The sequence below is a fragment of the Staphylococcus sp. CoH_129_LAB_1 genome (assembly GCF_058191515.1).
Genome location: NZ_JBXWKZ010000009.1, coordinates 30,072 through 51,237, shown reverse-complemented (window position 1 = coordinate 51,237; position 21,166 = coordinate 30,072). Strand labels below are relative to the sequence as shown.

General features: G+C 31.1%; 25 protein-coding genes. 5 read left to right on the top strand and 20 right to left on the bottom strand.

Annotation, left to right across the window (positions count from 1 at the left end; genetic code table 11):
• Window positions 1–113 precede the first annotated feature (113 nt).
• A complete protein-coding gene (locus AC2FB1_RS04460) occupies window positions 114–557 on the top strand; it encodes a MarR family winged helix-turn-helix transcriptional regulator (RefSeq protein WP_490674090.1) in 444 nt (147 codons plus the stop codon).
• Window positions 544–1,749, top strand: a complete 1,206-nt coding sequence (locus AC2FB1_RS04455) for an MFS transporter (protein ID WP_490674089.1) — start codon at window positions 544–546, stop codon at window positions 1,747–1,749. Before AC2FB1_RS04460 ends, AC2FB1_RS04455 begins: the two co-directional genes overlap by 14 nt.
• Window positions 1,750–1,807: 58 nt before the next feature.
• On the opposite strand, the gene AC2FB1_RS04450 is transcribed toward AC2FB1_RS04455, so the two are convergent.
• The 7 genes from AC2FB1_RS04450 to AC2FB1_RS04420 form a co-directional block, all read right to left on the bottom strand.
• The gene (locus AC2FB1_RS04450) at window positions 1,808–2,158 is read right to left on the bottom strand and encodes a SarA family transcriptional regulator (RefSeq protein ID WP_490674088.1); all 351 of its coding nucleotides are present in this window, start codon (window positions 2,156–2,158) and stop codon (window positions 1,808–1,810) included.
• A gap of 232 nt (window positions 2,159–2,390) precedes the next feature.
• Entirely contained in the window at window positions 2,391–3,413 is a 1,023-nt protein-coding gene (gene moaA / locus AC2FB1_RS04445) for a GTP 3',8-cyclase MoaA (protein ID WP_490674087.1), read from the bottom strand.
• Between the two features lie 15 nt (window positions 3,414–3,428).
• The gene (mobA, locus tag AC2FB1_RS04440) at window positions 3,429–4,034 is read right to left on the bottom strand and encodes a molybdenum cofactor guanylyltransferase MobA (RefSeq protein WP_490674086.1); all 606 of its coding nucleotides are present in this window, start codon (window positions 4,032–4,034) and stop codon (window positions 3,429–3,431) included.
• Between the two features lie 2 nt (window positions 4,035–4,036).
• Window positions 4,037–4,270 (bottom strand): molybdopterin converting factor subunit 1, encoded by a 234-nt coding sequence (gene moaD, locus AC2FB1_RS04435; RefSeq protein ID WP_490674085.1) that lies wholly within the window; start codon window positions 4,268–4,270, stop codon window positions 4,037–4,039.
• The gene (locus AC2FB1_RS04430; RefSeq protein ID WP_490674084.1) at window positions 4,271–4,720 is read right to left on the bottom strand and encodes a molybdenum cofactor biosynthesis protein MoaE; all 450 of its coding nucleotides are present in this window, start codon (window positions 4,718–4,720) and stop codon (window positions 4,271–4,273) included. It abuts the gene before it with no gap.
• Window positions 4,707–5,198, bottom strand: a complete 492-nt coding sequence (mobB, locus tag AC2FB1_RS04425; protein WP_490674083.1) for a molybdopterin-guanine dinucleotide biosynthesis protein B — start codon at window positions 5,196–5,198, stop codon at window positions 4,707–4,709. Before mobB ends, AC2FB1_RS04430 begins: the two co-directional genes overlap by 14 nt.
• Window positions 5,195–6,454 carry a molybdopterin molybdotransferase MoeA gene (locus AC2FB1_RS04420; RefSeq protein ID WP_490674081.1) on the bottom strand — a complete coding sequence of 420 codons (1,260 nt, stop codon included), beginning with the start codon at window positions 6,452–6,454 and terminating at the stop codon, window positions 5,195–5,197. Before AC2FB1_RS04420 ends, mobB begins: the two co-directional genes overlap by 4 nt.
• Window positions 6,455–6,595: 141 nt before the next feature.
• On the opposite strand from AC2FB1_RS04420, the gene moaC reads away from it, so the two are divergent.
• Window positions 6,596–7,090 (top strand): cyclic pyranopterin monophosphate synthase MoaC, encoded by a 495-nt coding sequence (gene moaC, locus AC2FB1_RS04415; protein ID WP_490674080.1) that lies wholly within the window; start codon window positions 6,596–6,598, stop codon window positions 7,088–7,090.
• 84 nt (window positions 7,091–7,174) lie between these two features.
• On the opposite strand, the gene AC2FB1_RS04410 is transcribed toward moaC, so the two are convergent.
• The 5 genes from AC2FB1_RS04410 to modA all read right to left on the bottom strand — a co-directional run bounded on the left by AC2FB1_RS04410 (window position 7,175) and on the right by modA (window position 10,887).
• Window positions 7,175–7,681 (bottom strand): MogA/MoaB family molybdenum cofactor biosynthesis protein, encoded by a 507-nt coding sequence (locus tag AC2FB1_RS04410; protein WP_490674102.1) that lies wholly within the window; start codon window positions 7,679–7,681, stop codon window positions 7,175–7,177.
• A gap of 16 nt (window positions 7,682–7,697) precedes the next feature.
• A complete protein-coding gene (locus AC2FB1_RS04405; protein WP_490674079.1) occupies window positions 7,698–8,702 on the bottom strand; it encodes a ThiF family adenylyltransferase in 1,005 nt (334 codons plus the stop codon).
• A gap of 101 nt (window positions 8,703–8,803) precedes the next feature.
• Entirely contained in the window at window positions 8,804–9,409 is a 606-nt protein-coding gene (locus AC2FB1_RS04400; protein ID WP_490674078.1) for an ATP-binding cassette domain-containing protein, read from the bottom strand.
• Window positions 9,410–10,081 (bottom strand): molybdate ABC transporter permease subunit, encoded by a 672-nt coding sequence (gene modB, locus AC2FB1_RS04395; RefSeq protein ID WP_490674077.1) that lies wholly within the window; start codon window positions 10,079–10,081, stop codon window positions 9,410–9,412.
• Between the two features lie 11 nt (window positions 10,082–10,092).
• A complete protein-coding gene (modA, locus tag AC2FB1_RS04390) occupies window positions 10,093–10,887 on the bottom strand; it encodes a molybdate ABC transporter substrate-binding protein (protein ID WP_490674076.1) in 795 nt (264 codons plus the stop codon).
• A gap of 154 nt (window positions 10,888–11,041) precedes the next feature.
• Here modA and fdhD point away from each other — a divergent pair, with 154 nt between their 5' ends.
• Window positions 11,042–11,836 carry a formate dehydrogenase accessory sulfurtransferase FdhD gene (gene fdhD / locus AC2FB1_RS04385; protein ID WP_490674075.1) on the top strand — a complete coding sequence of 265 codons (795 nt, stop codon included), beginning with the start codon at window positions 11,042–11,044 and terminating at the stop codon, window positions 11,834–11,836.
• Between the two features lie 38 nt (window positions 11,837–11,874).
• Here the strand turns inward: fdhD and AC2FB1_RS04380 are convergent, their stop codons facing one another.
• The 7 genes from AC2FB1_RS04380 to AC2FB1_RS04350 all read right to left on the bottom strand — a co-directional run bounded on the left by AC2FB1_RS04380 (window position 11,875) and on the right by AC2FB1_RS04350 (window position 18,131).
• A complete protein-coding gene (locus AC2FB1_RS04380) occupies window positions 11,875–12,639 on the bottom strand; it encodes a GNAT family N-acetyltransferase (protein ID WP_490674074.1) in 765 nt (254 codons plus the stop codon).
• Between the two features lie 34 nt (window positions 12,640–12,673).
• Window positions 12,674–13,219, bottom strand: coding sequence for a biotin transporter BioY (locus tag AC2FB1_RS04375; RefSeq protein WP_490674073.1), 546 nt, complete (start codon window positions 13,217–13,219; stop codon window positions 12,674–12,676).
• 78 nt (window positions 13,220–13,297) lie between these two features.
• Window positions 13,298–14,236, bottom strand: coding sequence for a nucleoside hydrolase (locus AC2FB1_RS04370; protein ID WP_490674071.1), 939 nt, complete (start codon window positions 14,234–14,236; stop codon window positions 13,298–13,300).
• A gap of 92 nt (window positions 14,237–14,328) precedes the next feature.
• Window positions 14,329–15,474: an acyl-CoA dehydrogenase family protein gene (locus AC2FB1_RS04365; RefSeq protein WP_490674070.1), complete on the bottom strand. Its 1,146-nt coding sequence runs from the start codon at window positions 15,472–15,474 to the stop codon at window positions 14,329–14,331.
• A gap of 155 nt (window positions 15,475–15,629) precedes the next feature.
• Window positions 15,630–15,974 carry a transcriptional regulator, SarA/Rot family gene (locus AC2FB1_RS04360; RefSeq protein WP_490674069.1) on the bottom strand — a complete coding sequence of 115 codons (345 nt, stop codon included), beginning with the start codon at window positions 15,972–15,974 and terminating at the stop codon, window positions 15,630–15,632.
• Window positions 15,975–16,433: 459 nt separating this feature from the next.
• Window positions 16,434–17,162 (bottom strand): transcriptional regulator, SarA/Rot family, encoded by a 729-nt coding sequence (locus AC2FB1_RS04355; protein WP_490674068.1) that lies wholly within the window; start codon window positions 17,160–17,162, stop codon window positions 16,434–16,436.
• Window positions 17,163–17,303: 141 nt separating this feature from the next.
• A complete protein-coding gene (locus AC2FB1_RS04350) occupies window positions 17,304–18,131 on the bottom strand; it encodes a helix-turn-helix domain-containing protein (RefSeq protein WP_490674067.1) in 828 nt (275 codons plus the stop codon).
• Between the two features lie 633 nt (window positions 18,132–18,764).
• Here AC2FB1_RS04350 and AC2FB1_RS04345 point away from each other — a divergent pair.
• Window positions 18,765–19,496, top strand: coding sequence for a CHAP domain-containing protein (locus tag AC2FB1_RS04345; RefSeq protein WP_490674066.1), 732 nt, complete (start codon window positions 18,765–18,767; stop codon window positions 19,494–19,496).
• A gap of 254 nt (window positions 19,497–19,750) precedes the next feature.
• Here AC2FB1_RS04345 and nhaC read toward each other — a convergent pair whose 3' ends face one another.
• Window positions 19,751–21,142 carry a Na+/H+ antiporter NhaC gene (nhaC, locus tag AC2FB1_RS04340; RefSeq protein ID WP_490674065.1) on the bottom strand — a complete coding sequence of 464 codons (1,392 nt, stop codon included), beginning with the start codon at window positions 21,140–21,142 and terminating at the stop codon, window positions 19,751–19,753.
• Between the last annotated feature and the right edge of the window lie 24 nt (window positions 21,143–21,166).

The window sequence follows — 21,166 nt, the reverse complement described above, 5'->3', positions numbered from 1 at the left end:
ACTTTACTCTATAACTTATATTTAGTATTGAAAAATACATAAAATCGTCGTACAATATTCTTCGCCAACAATTAGTTAGCTTTGCTAACTATCATTAAAGGAGAAAATTTAAAATGCTCACAAATGAATTCTTTAATAGTTTTATTGGCATTTATCGTCCTTATATCAAACGTACTCAACCTATTTTAGATCAATTTGAGTTACATACAGGACAATGGTTAGTGCTTAGAGATATTGCTACTCATCATCAAACGACCTTAGTTCAAATCTCTAAACGTCGCTTTATTGAAAAACCGACTACACGTAAAATCATTAAAGTATTGTCTGAAAAAGACTTACTTATTACTACTCCTGGTACCGACAAACGTGAAAAATTATTAAGTTTATCTGAAAAAGGCCAACAGTTATTTGAGGAGATTAATGCTTGTATTACACCTATTCAAGACGATTTAATTCATCAATCTAATATTACTAATGATGATTTGGATCATGTCATAGCAATTATGAATAAATTGCATTACACATTATCGAAGGAGGATACTCATGAATCAGACTAGTACTACTAAACAGCCTATTTTCACTAAGAGTTTTACAATCAATTTTATTATTAACTTCTTTGTTTATTTATGTATGTACTTATTATTAGTTATCATCGCTGACTATTCTAAAACTTACTATCACGTATCTGACAGTTTATCTGGACTTGTTGTAGGACTATTTATTATTGGATCATTAATAGGGCGCTTTGGAACTGGAAAATATGTCAATCGTTTTGGTCCTAAAAAGATTTTAATTGCTGGTTTAATCTTTTTAATCATTACCCAATTACTTTATTTTATTTCTGGATCGATAACTATCTTGATGTTTGTACGACTCATAAATGGAATTGCCACAGCTGTCGCTACTACAGCAACGGGCACAATTGCTGCACATGTTACCCCTGTAGAACGCAAAAGTGAAGGGATTAGCTTATTTTCACTAAGTCTTGTTCTTGGGTCAGCCATTGGTCCTTTCTTTGGAATTTTATTAATGAAATCGTTCTCAATTAATTTACTATTTCTTATCTGTCTCATACTAGGTATTGCAAGTTTAATTGTTTCAATCTTTATTAAAATTGACTTTAATCCTAGTAAAAATGACCTTGATAAAAAAGTAGCACAAGCCTCTGGTTTCAGCATTCATAACTTTATTGCTAAAGAAGCTGTACCAGTAGCAATTGTTATGATGATTATCGGATTAAACTATGCATCTATCCTAACATTCTTAAAATCTTTTGCTGAGCAACGTCATTTGTTAGAAGCATCTAGTTATTTCTTTATTTTCTATGCGGTAGCTTCATTAATCACTCGACCTATCGCTGGAAGAATGATTGATGCAAAAAATGAAAACGTTGTTGTTTATCCGGCATTTCTTGCCTTAATTATCACCTTTGTTTTATTAGTATTCAGCTATAATGGGTGGGTATTATTACTTGCTGGTGTGTTCTTAGGTATTGGCTATGGAAATCTCTCTTCATCAATGCAAGCTATTGCAATTAAAGTTTCACCTTCAAGCAAATATGGAATTGCAACTTCAACCTACTTTATTGGGTTAGATATTGGTATTGGTTTTGGTCCATCGTTGCTTGGATTATTTACAGGTTCAATCACTTATACACAAGTTTATATCACTATGGCTATTGTAGCCGCTTTATGTACAATCCTTTATTTAATTATCCACGGTAGAAAAGTTAAAGGTAATACGTATTAAACTTTCTTATAAATAAATAGAGCATCTCTATAATGAATCATAGAGATGCTCTATTTATTTAATTTGCAATACTAATAGCTTCAATTTCATTCTTCATTTTATCTAATACTTTTTGTTGAGATGCATTAAAGAAATAAAATACTTGTCTTTCATCTGTTTCAGAACGTAATTTAGAAATTAATTCTTTTTTGTAAATCTTGCGGATAATTACGTCAATTTTACTTGTATCCCATAACATTTCAAAATGTAATGTATCACGTAACTCTTTTCCGCTAATTTTTTTACCTTCATAAACTTTAAATAAAACAACAAATTCTTCAATAGAAATTTTATATGTCGTTTTTAACCAATGTTTCAATTGACTAAGTTCTCTTTCCGCTTCAATAAAGCGTGTCACTTTATTATTCATAGTACATGCCTCCAAAGTTGATTCTAAGTTGTATAAATACATAATATAATAAAATTGCTTAATTTAATTATATAACATATACACAATTTAATCTATTACAAATATTAATTTATATCTATTTAGTGATTAATATAAATTACTTTGTAATTATTAAAATTAATTAAAGATACTATCAAATTAAAATACAGAAATAAATGATATCACATATCCTTATCATTTGCTTTCGCATAGATTAACCACCAATATAATTCATATTAATTTTCTTTCGTTGTCGATTTTTTACTGTTTGTTCTGTCCGTTCATCTGAATATCGATCATCACGTGCTTGCCATAATGAAATAAGTGTGTCTTTTAGTTCTTGGTGTGTGGCACCACTACGCAATAACGATTTGATATCAAAACCATCAACCACACTAAATAAACATCCATAAAATTTCCCATCAGACGATAGCCTAGCCCTTGTACAAGTTGAACAAAATGAAGCTGAGACACTTGTGATTAGACCAAACTGTGCTCCATTATCTTTATGTCTATAATATGTGGCAACTTCTCCAAAATATTTAGGCGGAAGTGGTTCTATATCAAACTCTTCTTCAATTGTGGATAGCATTTCTTCTTTCGTGACTACTTTACTAAAATCCCAACCATTATCATTTCCTACATCCATAAATTCAATGAATCTTATTTGAATATGTTTATCTTTAAAGTATTCAATCATAGGTAAGATTTGATCATCATTAATCCCTTTTTGTATAACTACATTTACTTTTACATGAAATCCAATAGATACCGCATAATCAATTTGTTGTAAGATAGTAGAGGCTTTAATGTTACGATTGTTGATTGTTTGAAACATTTCATCATCAATCGCGTCTAAACTTACATTAATTCTACGTAAGCCTGCATCATACAACTTTTGACCATGTTTTTTTAATAGTAAGCCATTAGTGGTCATACCAATATCTTCAATACCTTCAATATGATTGAGTTTTTCAATTAATTTATATAAATCACGTCGTAATAAGGGTTCTCCACCAGTGATTCTTAATTTTTTTACACCTAATTCAGCATAAACTTTAGCAATTGTTGTAATTTCATCAAATGTAAGCAATTCATCTTTAGGTAAAAAAACAAAATCATCACCAAATATTTCTTTTGGCATACAATAATCGCATCTAAAATTACAACGGTCTGTTACAGAAATTCGTAAATCTCTTATAGGACGTCCTAATTTGTCTTTAATTTGGATCGTCATTAACGTGTTCCTCCTTTAATCATTAATCTGATGAAGTAAAGTATTCAAATCATCTTGATAATTAATATTTTTAGACCAATTTTTTAAAGGCTGAACCTCTTTAGTATCTAGAAAGCATGTTACCACATTTTTATAAACATGCCGTAAGCTATAATCATTAGAATTGAGTGCTTTCTCAATATTCGAATAGACTCGACGACTGTAAAAAGCAATGGTCGGTATAGTTTTGTCATTGTCTGAATAAGCTACTATATCAACTTGACGTTCAATACGCTGTGAAATTGCAAATTGATATAGCTGAGTTATTGCTTCTTTTGTAATCATAGGAGTGTCTACAGAGACCACAAAAAACAATTCTTCATTACTATAATGTTTCATAACTGTGTAGATTCCTGATAACGGGCCTTTCTCTGCATGTGCTTCTTCATCTATCATAATATCTTTATGCTCAAATTTATTCTTAAGTTGTCGGTTTGTACTTATAATAATTTCGTCAAATAAATTAGTTTCTTTTAGTGTGTTAATAATTCGTTTATAGAACATTTGTCCATGAATACACGCAAAAGCCTTAGGTCTACCAAAACGCTTAGAATGCCCACCAGCTAGAATAATTGCTTTCATATTTAACCTCCACTAACTGGAGGAATTAACGCAACAACGTCATCTTGCTTTACGATATCATTAAGTTGAACAAATTCTTCATTTACTGCTACTTGAAACTTTTTATCACGAATGGATGGGTGACGTTCAAATAATAACTCTTTAAATGTTTCTACAGTAATATCTTCTATTAAATCAATATCTTCTGAATTCATTTTTAATATTTCTTTTATTTCTGCAAAATATAATACTTCCATTTAACCCTCTCCTTTAGTCACTTGACCATAATCTCCTCTTTGATGTCCTTGCCACTTTGCGCCGTCTTCCCAAATCTCTTTTTTCCAAATCGGCACAATTTCTTTAATTCTTTCAATCGCATATTCATTTGCACGATAAGCATCTTTACGGTGCGGCGAAGAGACAGCAATCAATACTGCAATATCAGAGATTTGTAAAGGACCAATGCGATGTACAATAGTTGTTATTGTTCCTGGCCAACGCTGTGTAATTTCTTCTCCAATTTGTTCTATTTTTTTTTGAGCCATTGGAATATAAGCTTCATATTCAAGATACTCTGTCTTTACTCCTTTAGTCCATTCACGAACATGACCTGTAAATACAACAATAGCTCCTTGATGTTCATTTAAAGTGAATGTTCTATATTGATCAGGTTCAATTGGATTTGTCACGATTTCAAATTGTTTCATTTTTATATTCATCCTTTTGTTTCAACCAGTTTAGTAACCATTGTTCATAGTCTTTTAAAGCATTCTCATTATTATAATTATAAAAATATTTAACACGTGTAAGAAGTCTCAGTTTTTCTAATTCCTCTTTGTTGTTATATACCACTATTTTGTCATAATTCTCATTTTTAAATCCTTCAACTAAAATAACGTCATAACTAATAGTTACACTTTCTCTTATCAGCTGTTCAAGCGATGGTTGGTTTCTACGAGTTACTGTTTGTTGATAAGCCAACCCTTGAACAATACTCTGATCTGCACCAGCTTCAAAATGTTTCATATGATCTACATTAGATGATTGAAGTGTAATATCATCTTCATGATGTCCGTGATGTTTAATCGTCACAATGTGATAGCCTTGCGATTTTAGAAATGTAACAGATTGTTGTAACAAAGTCGTTTTACCCGAATCTTTAAAACCGACTATTTGTAAAATCATAATGACAGTTCCTCTTCGAAAACATTTGATTCAGTCAAAATAACGTCTACAGTGTGGCCAGCTTTAAATCCTCTTGTCCCTCCTGGCAACATAATCATTGCATTACTATGTGCAATTGCTATTACAGCACCCGATTTATTAAAACCAGATGGAACCACTGTTGCACAATTATGAGTGAAAGATGCAGTTGCTCTAATAAATCTTGTAAATGGATTTGCTTTAGTAAAATCGTCCATTAATGTTGCTTTCACAATTTGCGGATAAACTGCTTTCGCTTGCATCATATGTTGAACTGCTGGTTTAACAAATAATTCAAATCCAGTAAAACAAGCAGATGGATTACCTGATAATCCGAATAAATACTTATTGTTTGCAACTGCCACAGTTGTCACGCTTCCAGGACGCATCGCTATTTTATTAAATAACACTTTTGCTTGAATTGCTTTATATATTTCAGGTAAAAAGTCATAATCACCTACTGAAACGCCTCCAGTAGTAATAACTATATCATGCTGTTTCATTGCTTTTGTGATCACTTGGATATTACTTTCCAAATCATCTCGTTGTATATTATAAACTTCAACTGTTAATCCCATTTTATCAGCCAATGCTTGAATCATTGGCCCATTAGAATTTCTAATTTTTCCTGGTTGTAATTCTTCGTCTACATTTAATAATTCACTTCCAGTAGCAATCACTGCAATACTTGGTTTTAAAAACACCGGCACCTCCATATAACCATAGGTAGCTAGTACTGCAATGGCTCCAGGATTAATAACCTGTCCTTTTTTTAAGACGATATCTCCAGTTTTAGTTTCTTCTCCTTTAAGCGACACATTTTCATTCTTTTCAAAAGGTTTTCGAATAGTAAATGTATCACCATTTTCCAAAGTTTGTTCAAACATAACTACTGCATCTGCACCATCAGGAATTTGAGCGCCTGTCATAATACGGACTGCTTCATTTTCTCCCACAGTTTTATGAGACACGGTTCCTGCACCAATATGATCTATTACTTTAAATGTTTTACGATTTTTTGAAAAAGCACCAGCCGAATCTTCACTTCTTATAGCAAACCCATCATAAGGGGACTTATTAAAACGTGGTATATCATAAGTTGCTACAATATCTTCTGCTAAGACATATCCTAAACTCTTCTCTAATGTTATGTTACTTTGCTGAGTATATATTTTTTGTTTTACAATACGTTCAATTGCTTCCTTTACAGGTATTGGTTTTCTTTTTTCGACTACCATTTTATCAACTCCATTTACACAATAAATTCATGATATACTATTTTATAATCTCAGTAATATAGCGATTTATTAATTAACAATATTTTTTATAACTTTATCTAAATGTTAGGATTTTTTAAATATTTCTATAGGAGGCTATTTATGTCAAATTTTACACATATCAATCATCAAGGTAATGCGAAAATGGTCGATGTTTCCAATAAAGATATTACAAAACGCGTTGCTAAAGCTCATTCAAGCATCACAGTAAATGACACAATTTACCATCAAATTATTGACAACACAAATAAAAAAGGTAATGTACTTAATACTGCTCAAATTGCAGGTATAATGGCTGCTAAAAATACATCAACAATTATTCCAATGTGTCATCCGTTACCACTAACTGGTATAGATATTGAATTCTCTTGGAATCAGACGAACACACTACGCCACTATCAACTAAACATTACTGCTACAGTTTCAACAACAGGTAAGACAGGTGTTGAAATGGAAGCATTAACTGCCGCTTCAGTTACTGCTCTCACGATATACGATATGACAAAAGCAGTTGATAAAGGAATGATAATTGGTAACACATACCTTGAATCAAAATCTGGAGGCAAATCTGGAGATTATCACCGTCAATTAGATTAATCTATATGTTCTTCCATTATGATAGTCATAAGTAGCTTTTTCAATTAGGGAAACCTATGATTTACAATGCTCTTTATGACTATTTTATTTATTGAGTTCATACACCATATGATTTAATTCAGGAATAATGAGCTTAGTCATTGCTAACTTCACTGCCCCTGTTGAACCTGGTAAAGTAAAGATTAATTTATTCATAATTGTACCTGATAAAGCTCTTGAGAGAAGTGCTTTTGTTCCTACATCTTCCGTATAGCTTAAATATCTAAAGAGTTCTCCAAATCCTTCGATCTCTTTATCTAAAAGTGGTTGTACCGCTTCTATAGTCACATCACGTTGTGCGATACCTGTACCTCCAGTCGTTATAATGACATCAATATCTGATGCTAGCCATTCGTCAATTTGAGATTGAATATCTACCTTGTCATCTTTAACGATGCTATAGTGTTCTTTTATAACCTCTATATTCAGTTCTTTTAAACATTCTTGAACTAATTGCCCCCCTTTATCTGTTTCTTTATTTCGTGTATCAGAAACTGTTAGCACTGCACATTGAATCTTTTTTTGTACTTCTTTATTTTCATGTTGATGCATCATCATCATTCTCCCCTTATCCAAATAATTGATTGATTAACTGTATTGCTTCAGACTTTTTAGTTGTACCGTGAATCAACATTCGTCCGCCCGAAAAATATACAATTCTATGTTTTTTAAATTCAAATACTAACATATATTGATTTTCACGATAACGAATATCATGTTTTGTAAGAAAATCAATTAATAATTTTTTTGTAATGTCTTTATTTTCATATTGCACTGTATCTCTACCACACAATGTTGCATATGAAGTTGGATGAGTATATAAATACGGAAAGCTAGGATGAGTACCACAAGTAGGGCAATCATCACGGCGCATTTTACTATAACCGAAAGAAAAATGTGTATTCTCCCAAATATCTCCATATGTCAACTTTGCGGGAAGCTGTTGACCAATCAATATCTTTAAAGCATCGCGTAATTGAAAACTTGTTGCCATAGTTACGGCTGGTTGAATCACACCAACAGTATCACATGTGAGATTTATAATTGGTAATTGAGGCATTAAGCAATTAAAACATGGCGTTATCCCCGGAATAAACGCTGTTTCTACATAGGTACTTTGAACTACTCCACCATAAATCCAAGGAATGCGATATTTATAAGAAAAATCATTGATTATCTGTCTTGTTTCAAAATTATCAGTTGCATCAATAATTAAATCTACAGTTATTGCATTTTGTTCTAAACAATGAACATCTAAATGTTCAACATAACTATTTATTTTTATATCAGAACGAATATGTTTCAAGTGATATTGTGCAGCTACAACTTTTGGCAACATGCGATCTGCATCACTTTCTGTAAACAATGTCTGTCTTTGTAAATTACTATATTCAACATAGTCCCTATCCACAATAGTCAACTCTCGAATTCCAGCACGAACTAGTCCTTCAGCTACATGTGTACCTAAGGCCCCCATTCCAACAATAAATACGTGTTTCTGATGAATGCTTTGTTGTCCATGTTCTCCAATATTTTTAAATAAAATTTGTCTTGAATAACGTTCTTGAGTCATGATTTGAAACCTCTCTCAAAATTCTCTCTTCTTTTTATTATAACTAAATAGGAGTAGGACAGAAATCTAAAATGGTCTAGATTTTGATACCCTACTCCTATTTAGTTAATTTGAATAATTTCGTCTGCTAATACTTTTGCTTCATAATTAGAGTGCGTCACAAAAATGATAGGTATACACCATTCTTTATGAATTTGCTTAACTAGATGTATTCCTTCATCTTTAGACGCATCGTCTAAACTTGAAAAAGGTTCATCAAGCAGTATTAAACTTGGTTTCGTACTTAAAGTTCGGGCAAGTGCTACACGTTGAGCTTCCCCGCCAGATAGTGTCATCGGAAACTGATTCATTAAATGACTAATATTTAATCGTCGAATAAGTTCATCAATATGGTTAGAGTGTTTAGCCATAAATGTAATATTCTGTAAAACAGTCATGTTAGGAAATAGTTGATAATCTTGAAATAAATAGCCAATTTCGCGTTGTTGAATCTTTACATTAATATGGTTTTTAGTATCCACTAATACATTATTATCAATATTGATATATGCCTCATCTGGCTGTCTTAAACCCGCAATGATATTTAATATTGTTGTTTTTCCAATGCCAGAGGGACCTTGTATTGCGTAAATTTTAGCTTTTGTATCTTCAATATTAATATGAATTAATGATTGTTTTAACTGATGTTGTAATTTAATTTGTAACACCTAGTCTACCTCCTGTGATTTATCACGATTCGCAAAATTCAACACACTAATGACTGTAATAGAAAATGCAACGAGTACAAGTACCCATAACCACGCTTGATTTTCTTTCCCTTGTTCTACTAAAAAATAAATTTCAAGTGGTAGTGTATTAGTTTTGTTAGGAATATATCCTGCAATCATCAATGTTGCACCAAATTCTCCAATAGCTCTCGCAAAACTCATCATAATACCCGCTATAATTGAACGTTTAGATAATGATAGAATTAAACGATAAAAAATTTTACGTTCACTTGCTCCCATTGTTCGTGCAGTATTTAGCATTTTAGGATTAATACTTCGAAAACCATGTATAGTATGTTGATACATCAGTGGAAAACTAACAATGACAGATGCAATTACTGCACCTGTCATTGTAAATACTACGGGTAAATGAAGTATATTTTGAAAGAATTGTCCTACAAATGTTCTAGGTGAAAAGATAATAATAAGTATAAATCCTAGAACTGTTGGTGGTAAAACAATTGGTAATAATATTAAGCTTTCAAGGAATTTAGTTGCATGCCCTTTTCTTTTATATAACATTTTACAAATAAAGATTCCTAATATAGAGACAATTATCGTACTGATAAGCGCTACTTTAATAGAAATCCATAGAGGTGTTAAATCAGGCATATGTCATCTCCCTATACTTCAAAATGATATTCTTTTAAAATATCTTTCGCTTTTTTAGATTTTAAGAATTCCATCCACTCTTTAGCAAGTTTATTATCTGATGTCGCGCCTGCTTCATAAGTGATAGTTTTTTTCAAATCAGCTTTTTTAATTTCATTTACTTTATCAGTTCTTTCATTATTTATATATAAATCAGTTTCATATACAAATCCCATTTGTGCATTACCTTTTTCAACGTAATTTAATACTTGTTTAACATCTTTCGCATATACAATTTTATCTTTTACATCGTTATATAAATTTTGATCATCTAAATATTGTTTCGCATATTTACCTGCTGGTACAGTTTTCACTTCACCAATAGCTAATTTTTCATTGCCTTTTAAATCTTTTACTGAAGCTTGATCACTGTTTTTATCACCAATCAATACCAACTGATTATGTGCGTATTTATATGTATCATGTGCTTGATTATTCTTTTTCAGTAAATCCACATCTTTTGTATTGGCAGACATAAAGACATCAGCTGGCGCACCTTTTTCAATTTGTTGTCTTAACGCACCTGATCCCCCATAATTAAATGTAATATTTACATTTTTATGTGTTTTCTCAAATTCTTTTTTTAATGCTTTACTTACATCACTCAAACTGGCTGCTGCAGAAATTTTTAATTCTACTTTAGGATTATCATTATTTGTATCGTTCTTAGCCTGTTTATGATCCTCTTTATCTTTTGTACTTGAACATCCTGTGGCTAATATTGTGATAACTACCATTAAAATTGCTAAATAACGTTTTATATTCATAAAATATAATACCTCCGTTTCAAATAAATATTATACGCTATTTCATTATTTTGAAAAGTTTTACTGAAGTTAATAATATATTGCAAAAATTAAAAGCACTATTTTTTGATAAATGCTAAAGTATAGAGTAGAGATAAATCTAGGGGGGATAAGTATGGACAAAGATGTTCAACAGAATCAATCAATTATTAGATATGAAAATGGAAAATTAATTGATACTAAAGATAGCTATGTTACTGAATTCCCTTTAACAATTATGGTGAATGGCAAAGAGTTTGCGACCGTCATTTGCAGTCCAACACATTTAGAGGAATTAGTAATAGGATTTTTAGCTTCTGAAGGTGCTATTTATAAAAAAGAAGAGATTCATTCTTTACAAATAGATGATAGTAAAGGCTTTGCTCATGTAGAATTGACTAAGACTTTAGGAGATCGGTTCAAATACTCTACAAAACGCATGGTCGCCTCATGTTGCGGAAAGAGTCGTGAATTTTATTTTCAAAATGACGCAGCGGTTGCTAAAACATCAATGTCTAATATTGTATTAACACCACGTCAAATCTTGAATATGATGACGGGTTTGCAAAGTGCAAGTACATTATTTAAGCAAACCGGTGGGCTGCATAATGCTGCAATTAGCGATGGAGAAACTTTTTTTGAACATCGTCAAGATATAGGCAGACATAATGCTTTAGATAAACTTTATGGTTTTTGTCTCTCTCATCGTATTTCTGTTAGAAACAAAGTCTTGATTTTTAGTGGTCGGATATCATCTGAAATTTTGTTGAAAGCCGCTAAAATCGGTGTTGGTGTTATTTTATCAAAATCTGCGCCTACAACATTGGCAGTCACGCTTGCACAAGATTTAAATATTACTGCTATTGGCTTTATTAGAGACGGTTCTTTTAATATTTATAGTCATCCAGAACGTGTAAAAGGAGTGAAATAGAATGTATTATAAATTCACATTTCACTCCTTGATTTTATTTACATTACATCTTCTTTAATAATTTGATATTGAAAACTTTGGAAAATATAACCTTGTTTAATATACATATCTTTTGCCGTATCGTCACCATCTGCAACTAAAATAACTGGACGAGATTCAGCTAAATCGCCTACATAGGACTGCATTGTAGTACCAATACCTCTGTGTTGATAAGTTTCTATCACACCAAATCCGTCAATTTCAATTGTATCATTTGTCACAATTGCATCTAAGATTCCTACTGGCTCTTGACAATAATATGCAACAATACGATTTATATTATCTTCTCCATTTAATATTGCTTTTTTCGTACGTAATTCATTTTCTTTAACAAACATTTCTCCATATGGTTTTGAAAATTCATTATAAATATTTAAATAGTCTTCCATATTATTTTTAGTTACCGGTTCAATATCGACATGGCTATTTTTATTGAATTGTTTTAGTATGTCACTTTCTATAGCATACAATTCAAATAGTCCTAATTGAAATCCTTTATTACGTATCGCTTCTAACCAAGTTACATTAGGTGTCATATTTTCTGGAAACGTAAAAGCTAGATGAGAAGACTGCTGACGTTTGTGCATTTCCCACTGTTTCTCTATATCTGAATACCATTGGTTTATAGTGGGTAACACTTTATATTTCCATTTATTCATATGATAAGTCAGTGGTTCGGAAGGTGTTAAATATATAATCTTAAACTCATCTTCTAAATATACTTCTCCTTCTTCTTTTATCTGCTTCATTGTTATTTGTGTCATAGCACCCTCACCTAATTATGTATATTTTATGCTATTATACCAAATTTTTAAAACGTGAGTGATTAAGTAATGTTGTACCAATTAAGCTCGCAATAATCGCTTTAATGATATCTCCAGGAACAAATGTAAAAGATAATAAAAATGCTTTACTTACAGGCATATGTATAATGAATCCCATAATAATTGTTCCTACTATATCTAATAATAAAACACCAAACACAAGTATACCGATAAATAATGTGAAGAAATTAATATGATCTCTAAATCGATCTCTTACTAAACCTATTAGATACGCCACTACTGGATATAAAAATAAAAATCCTGCTGACGATCCGGCAAATACGCCTATTCCACCACGCCCGCCTGATAGCAATGGTAATCCAGTAGCTACCAATAATAAAAATATAATAACACTTAGTGTGCCATATTTACGACCTAATATGATACCTGCTAAAAATATACCTATATTTTGTAATACAATGGGTACAGGCATAAATGGTAACGGTATGCCAGGCACTAGACCTAAAATACAAATAATTGCAGTCATTAATGCTGTATATACTAAATTCTTTGTACTCATTCTATTTCCTCCTTTTTATGAAGAAAATTATACCATTAATGTAAACTGTTTTATACAAAAAGTTTACATTAATATTTATTAAATCACTTTTTTAGCTAAATCAGTGATATATTCAAAAAACTCATCATGATTTACATGATTAACTACTCGAACTAAACGCCCATGATTACACTTATATGTACGTCCTTGACTGGGTCCTTTTGTATGTACATCTACTTTAAGTTCAATTGAATGCGTTAAACTTTTTCTTCCAATTTGAGCAGTCGTCAATACATCCCATAAAAAGTAAGTAGAGTTCGTGACAAAATGAGTAAGAGGAGGGACAGCTGCATAACTGACTCCTAAAAAATCAACTCCTATAAACTGACGTTGATTTGCCCACATTTGACGAATAGCTGGTGTCAATGGTACTTGATTTGTGCTTTCTAACGCTACCATCTCTATCTCTATTGGTGTATTAAATACTGTTTTAACCGCTTCAGGATCCCAAAAAGCATTCCACTCAGCTGTGCCATCATGTTCGGGTTCTTCTACATTTCCTTTTTCCAAAAATGTACCTCCCATCCAAACTAATTTTTCAATATTGTTTACTATTTCTTTATCGTGTTTGATTGCTTTAGCTAAATCGGTTAACGGACCAGTAAACAATAAAGTTACCTTATCTTTGGTATTATTTAATACATTTATAATATCTTCGTAGGCTTCAAATGTACTTCTTACAGATTGTTTACCAATCCATTCCTCATTTAAAATAGGAAGCGCATCCATAAAAAAGGCATGCATTCTCCATTCTTTTGGAAAAGGATTAACCCCTCTCTCGTATGAAGGTGCTACATCGATAGATAAATTTGAAAAACGATTTATAATTTTACATGAAGCACTTAAAGAAGGTTCTAAATAACAATCTGCACCTATCGTACTGACACCTACTAATTCAATATTGTCCATTTGTAATAATAAAAAAAGTGAGATCAAATCATCAACACCGCCATCATGATTAAAATATAGTTTAGTCATTAAACCCCTCCAAAAATTATGATAAAAAAGCTATGACTACATTATAAGTAATCATAGCTATCTTTAAACGTATTATAAATAGAAAATAAATTTTACATTAAATCAAGTACAGATTTTGCAATATTCGTATACGCCGCATCTTCCATAGGTGGATTATGTAAACCAGCACGCATATTACGATAATAGCGTTGTAATGGACGATCCATTTCCAAACTTTTCGCACCTACTATTCGCATAGCAATATCTACCACTTCTAATCCTTGATTCATGACTAAAATTTTACTCGCAGATGTTTCATTCCAAATATTAAGTGTTTCATTATATTGGTTATAACCTTTAGCCGTACTCCATAAGAAATGACGGGCCGATAATAAGAGTGATTCCATTTTCCCTACATTTTGCTGTACAGTAGGTAGCTTAGCAATTGTCCCGTCAATACTATTAGGAGAATGAGTTTTAGCGAACTCAATTGCATAGTCTCTTGCTGCTTGAGCAATACCTAAATATACACTTGGAATATGTAGAATCCATCCATTTGGTTGAGGTTTATGTTTCGTTTCTACGAAGTTTTCAAATGGAACTATAACATCATTTAATACTAAATCATGGCTTTCGGTTGCACGCATCCCTAACATATTCCAATTATCGGCAATTTCTAGCCCTTTAGCGTTTCTAGGAATTAAAAAGAATCCTACTTCTTGAATATCTTCTACAAATGCGGCAACTATATAATGTGTCAATGCTTTACTCATAGAAGTAAAAGTTTTCACACCATTTAGCTTATATCCATCTTTAGTTTTTATTGCATGTGTTGCAGGTCTACCACCACGTGTAGGACTACCAGTATCAGCCTCACTTACGGCTCTATTTACAAGAGCACCATTTTTTACTTCTATTGCAAATCGATCAAGCATAGTTTGACTCCACATGTGTTGTTGGTATAGTTGGCCAATAACGCTTAGATGCCAACCTATAGACAATGCTGTAGCGCCATCTATAGCCCCAAGATACGATTGTAAAACGACCATATCTTCTATTGTTGCACCTTCTCCACCATATGATTTAGGTAAAGTTAACACACTATAACCTTCCTCTACAAGCCATTTTATATTGTCAAATGGAAATTTAGAGTCAATATCTTCTGCTGCTGCTCTTTGTTTAAATGTATCTTCAATTGTCTTAAATTTTTCAATCCATTTTCTTTGAATATCACTACTAATTAAAAATGAATCTAACATGACTATCACCTATTCAATATTTGATATATTTAATCATAGTTTAACACTCGGTTTTAATAATATAAAGCATCAGATTAGCATAATATAATAGAATTAAAAAAAGAGCGAACAGAAAAAATAACTTTTCTGTCTCACTCTTTTATCCCTTCATCATTCTATTTTATATATTTCTCTAATTCAGCAATTAAGGCATGAATTCTCTCTCGTTGCTCTTTTGTTACATAAACAATAACTGTTCTTTCATCTTGTATACTACGTTTTTTTGATAATAATTGTAAATCTTTTAGTTTTTGTAATGCTTTAGTTAAGTAATAAGGTTTAAATTCTGAATAGGTTGCAATTTCTTTTGAAGTAATTTCATCTGTTTTACTTTTAACAATATAATTTAGAATATAAATTTCTTCATAATTTAAATTATATTTTTTCTTAATATCTTTAAAAAACTTTTTCACTTGAAATGTTGCGTTCACTAAATCATTGATGTCTTTAATTTGTCCCATATTCTAAACCACTCCTCCGATGTACGTCTAGTTGCTACAAGGTTCATGTATACTAACTACTACAACACTAAACATTTCTTATGCTATAAAAATTATTTTATAACATTTAAGTATAATATTTCAATATTTTTATGAAATTAAAATGATATTATATATTAAAATGTCATATGACAAATTAAATTATACATAATTATTCCAGCTACTAGGAACTTAAATTAAAATAACTGAAGTGTGGCTCGTCATTCATGTTGACTGCACTATTCTACGCTAGTCTCTCTCTGGCTTCCATTGAGTATAGCTTTTCTCGCTGAAATTCTCTTTACTTCGACATCACTAGAATTGAAAAATCTTAGTCTAGGAGGGATTTAAATTCAGTCATTGACTAACACATGACAAAAATACCTGAGACAACTCATAATGTCCCAGGCTCGCTAGTTATCAATCATTTTTATAATCTACTTATACTCCTAGTTCCTTTTTTAATACACAACTACATTGATTTAAAATATCATCAATTTCGTTTAATTTCGACATGTTTAACTTAATTGAAACTCTACGTTCATCTATAGTATCCCTTTCCTTTAAGATATAACCTCTTTGCTGTAATCGTTTAATTACTAAAGTTATATTTACAGATTGACAACGTGAAAAATAGTTTATTGTTTTTAATGATATATACTGCTGATTAGACCGTATAATACCTAGAATAAGCAAGTCATTTAATGTTAAGTTAAAATGCTCAATACTACTTTTAATTTTATTCAACGCATTATATATTGTAATTAGATAAGCAAATTTATAATAACATGTATGCTCACTTGCTATTAATAGGTATGCATTTTCAAGTACTTCTCCAATGTCTAGTAATAAATGATTAATTTTTCTCTCATACATTTCTATAGGTATAATTCTCAGTTTTCTTTGATCATTGGCATCATATAATTTAAAAATCCAATTTTCGTGATATAAATGGCTAATAAGATAAAGTAAACTTCGTTTCGATGTATACGTCTTTTTCATTAAAGTTTCAATATCCATGCCTTGTTGACACATTTCATAATGTTCAATGATAGTATGTAGTATGTTCAAATGTTCAAGACTCAGATTTTTAGAATATTTTAATATTTCATCTACTGCTTTATAAAATAAAAGATAAAATAACAGTGCATCTATATCATTCTTTTTCATGATATTTGTCACCTCGCAATTTTTATAACAATTCTAGAAGATAGTCTTCAGTATTGCGATAAAATTTAAAAGCGTTGTAAACCTATCTTTATATTAAGTATGAGCAACTCTTTCTCTATGTCCTGATTTTCTATCATTTTTTTAGGTATGATAATTACTTTTAGCCTCTGCAATAAGCGACTGTGCTTCAGTGTCTAAAGGTAATTCAATCGTTTCTGTGGTTTTATATATTGGAGCGAATTGTTTTTTCCTTGCTTGACCAGGCGTCATTCCATACTTTTTACTAAATAGAGCTATAAACCTTGGAAAGTGATTGAACCCATGTTTGTATGCAATATTTTGAATGAATTCATTACTACTCAAAATATCGAGCAAACATAATTTTAAACGAATATCATTAATATATTGAGGAATGTTATGATAAGGTGTATGAAATTTAATCACTTGACTCAACTCTTTATTAGACATATCAAGAGAATTTGCCAATGCTTGTTTATTAATCTTTTCATGGTGATGCTCGATAATATATTCATGAACTTCATCCACAAGTGGATTATCTAGTTTATAGTTATGACGATGCTTTCGTTGAATGTAGCCTAATTCTACACATAAGTGTTTCACTAATTTATCTCTTATATGTGGAAGTCTCGGTTTTCGACTCTCGAATTCAAGAAGATTAATAATAAATGATTCTATTTGTTTTCGTTCAATTGAAGAAAATTTATAACCTTTTTGTCTAATATAATCATCCGCAAATCTTAAATAATCTTTAAAATCAATCTCAATGATTGCTATAACAGAATTGGATTCACCTTCTATTGAATATAAATCATTTAACATAATAAATACGAAATCTCTAGTTTTCATAGTATATGTATCTAAATCTAAATTAATCTTCCCAGAACCTTTTAACCAATATATAAGCTTTATATTAGATTCTTTTTGTTTTAATATTCTCGTATTCTTCAAAAGCTTTACCGAAAATTTATCTATCATACGTCTTTCCTCTCTTTTGTAATATAAAGACAAGATATAAGTAATGATATTTCTCCACTGTATTCATCACTTAATTCTATTGAATTATCGACTCAATACTTATTCATAAGTATCGAAGATCCATCTTCATATACAATTGTATGTTTTATCTCGGTATTAGCAGTAGCAATATTTTAACTTATTTTATCACTTTATCATCTTATAGTATGATTTCACTGTTTTCCAATATAAACTTGCTTAATTAACCTAAAAAAGATAATCAATTAAACCCTTATATAAAAAATAATTAATTAGCTATATTACTTCGTTATACTCTTTTTTTCTATTATTTTACAAATAGATTACAAAAAAATGAGTGATTTTTTCATATTATCTTAGGAAGGCTGATGTAATAGGATTTTTTTATATTACAAAATATTACTAAAAATCAAATTTATACCTCCTAATATTAGCGAAAAATTACAAATCAATAACATTCCACACAAATTACATTTTTTTTGATAAAGTAAATTTTGTCTTTAAGAATACAAATGATTTATAGACTAAGTTAACAAATGACTATTAAATATAAACTAAATTAATTTAATTCTCAGGAGGAAATTTAAAATGAAAAAAATCGCTACAGCTACAATCGCTACTGCAGGAGTTGCTACAATTGCCATTGCTGGACATGGACATGAAGCTCACGCAGCTGAACAAGGTTATAATCCAAATGACCCTACTTCATATAGCTACTCTTACACTATCGACCAACAAGGTAACTATCATTACACTTGGAAAGGTAACTGGAGCCCAGATCGTTTAAATCATTCTAATTACCAATATAGCTATTCTTACAATAATGCAAATACATACCAAAATAATCAAAATACTGGATATACTACACAATCTTATACATCAAATAATCAACAAACTGGTGGTCTAGGTGCTGCTTCTACTTCACACAAAAATGTAAAAGTTACAACTACAACTGCACCTTCATCAAATGGTACTTCAATTTCTAATTCTGCTAGTTCAGGTAGAAACTACTATACTTCTGGACAATGTACATATTATGTATATGATCGTGTAGGAGGTAAAATTGGTTCAACATGGGGCAATGCTAATAACTGGGCAAATGCCGCTGCTGCTGCTGGTTATACAGTAAATAATCGTCCGTCTGCTGGTGCAGTAATGCAATCTACTGCTGGTGCATATGGTCACGTAGCATACGTTGAAAGTGTTGGTAGTGATGGTTCTGTTACAGTTTCTGAAATGAACTATGGCCATGGTGTAGGTGTTGTTACATCTCGTACACTTTCTGCAAACGAAGCTGCTTCATACAACTACATTCATTAGTTAAAATAATGCACCATACAATTAAAAAAGCGTTCGAAACATAAAATATAGTTTCGAACGCTTTTTTATATTATTAATTTTTATTCTCTTTATTTATGGATTCAATTCTCACTACAAAAATTGAACCCACTGTCAATTCATCTTTTAGGATATTTATGGTTAAGCATTTTTAAAGATAGCATCGCTACTATATATCCATACCAACAGTTTAACCATACTTATCTCCTTTTTTAGAAGAATTAAACATTTATACATTAATTTTCATTACGTTTTTTTCGAATACCAATACCAGTAAAACCATAAATAACTGCTAATATTGCACATAAATAACATGGTACTGTCCAAATAAAGAATTGATCAACTGAAACTCCTAATTGTTGCGCATAGTAAATACCTGATGTGCCCCAAGGAATTAATGGTAGAACCATAGTACTTGAATCTTCTAATGTACGAGATAAATTACTTCTATCTAAATTCATATCTTCAAACATTTCTTTCATAAGTACTCCAACCATAATAATAACAATTGACGCCACACCGGCAGCAAATACCAACATTAGTGACGATAGCACAGTAATAAGAACAAGGGTTCCAACAGATTTAACACCTTTTGCGACAGTTTGTAACATTACATCTAAACAACCAGATTTCTCTACAATACCTGCAAAGGCATAACCACAAAAAATGGTCACAATGATTTGTGTCATACTCATCATTCCACCTTGTTCAATCAATGTTTTTGCATTTTCGGTGATATGAGAATGACCAGTCATAGATGATGTAAAGCCATCAAACGTTGCTTTAAAACCATCTACAAATTTGAATCCATTATTAAACTTACCTATCAAAATAGCACTCAACGCTGAAACAAGCATAGATGGAACAGTTGAAATTTTAAGTATTAAGCAAATGATAATCACAATTAAAGGAATCCATACGAAAAAATTAATATTATAAATACTAGATAGTTCATTTAAAAGTACTTTTATTTGCTTTGTATTTACATTACCTTGGGAGTTTAATCCTGCAAAAAACCATACGATAAGTCCAATGATTGATGCTGGAATGGTTGTCCGCATCATTGCTCTAATATGAGAAAAAATGTTTACTTTTGTTACGAGTGCAGCAAGATTGGTTGTATCTGATAAAGGTGACATTTTATCTCCAAACACTGCACCTGCAATAATTGCACCTGCTGCCATTCCTTGATTTATACCAAGTTGACTTCCAATAGATATTAAGGCGATCCCAGCTGTAGAGGCAGAGCCCCAAGCTGTCCCGGTCGCTAAACTACATATAGCCGAAATAATAAATGCTGAAATTAGAAAATAACTAGGATTCAAAAACTTAAGTCCATAGTAGATTAATGCAGGTACAGTACCTGCGTACATCCAGCTACCTACAATAATACCTACAGCCAAAATAATGAAAATAGCAGGCATAGCTGTTGTCAATCGATGTGTAATTCCTTCTTCCAAGTCTTTCCATTTTAAACCGACACGCATAGCAATAAAGGCTGCGTAGGTTGAGGCGATAAGTAACAATACTTGAATAGGGATATTAAATTTAATAAATCCAATTGTAACAACTATGACCATGACAATAATTGTAGATATTGCTTCTAAAAATGTGGGTTTTCTTTTCATATATCTGCTCCTTTTTCTTTTTTC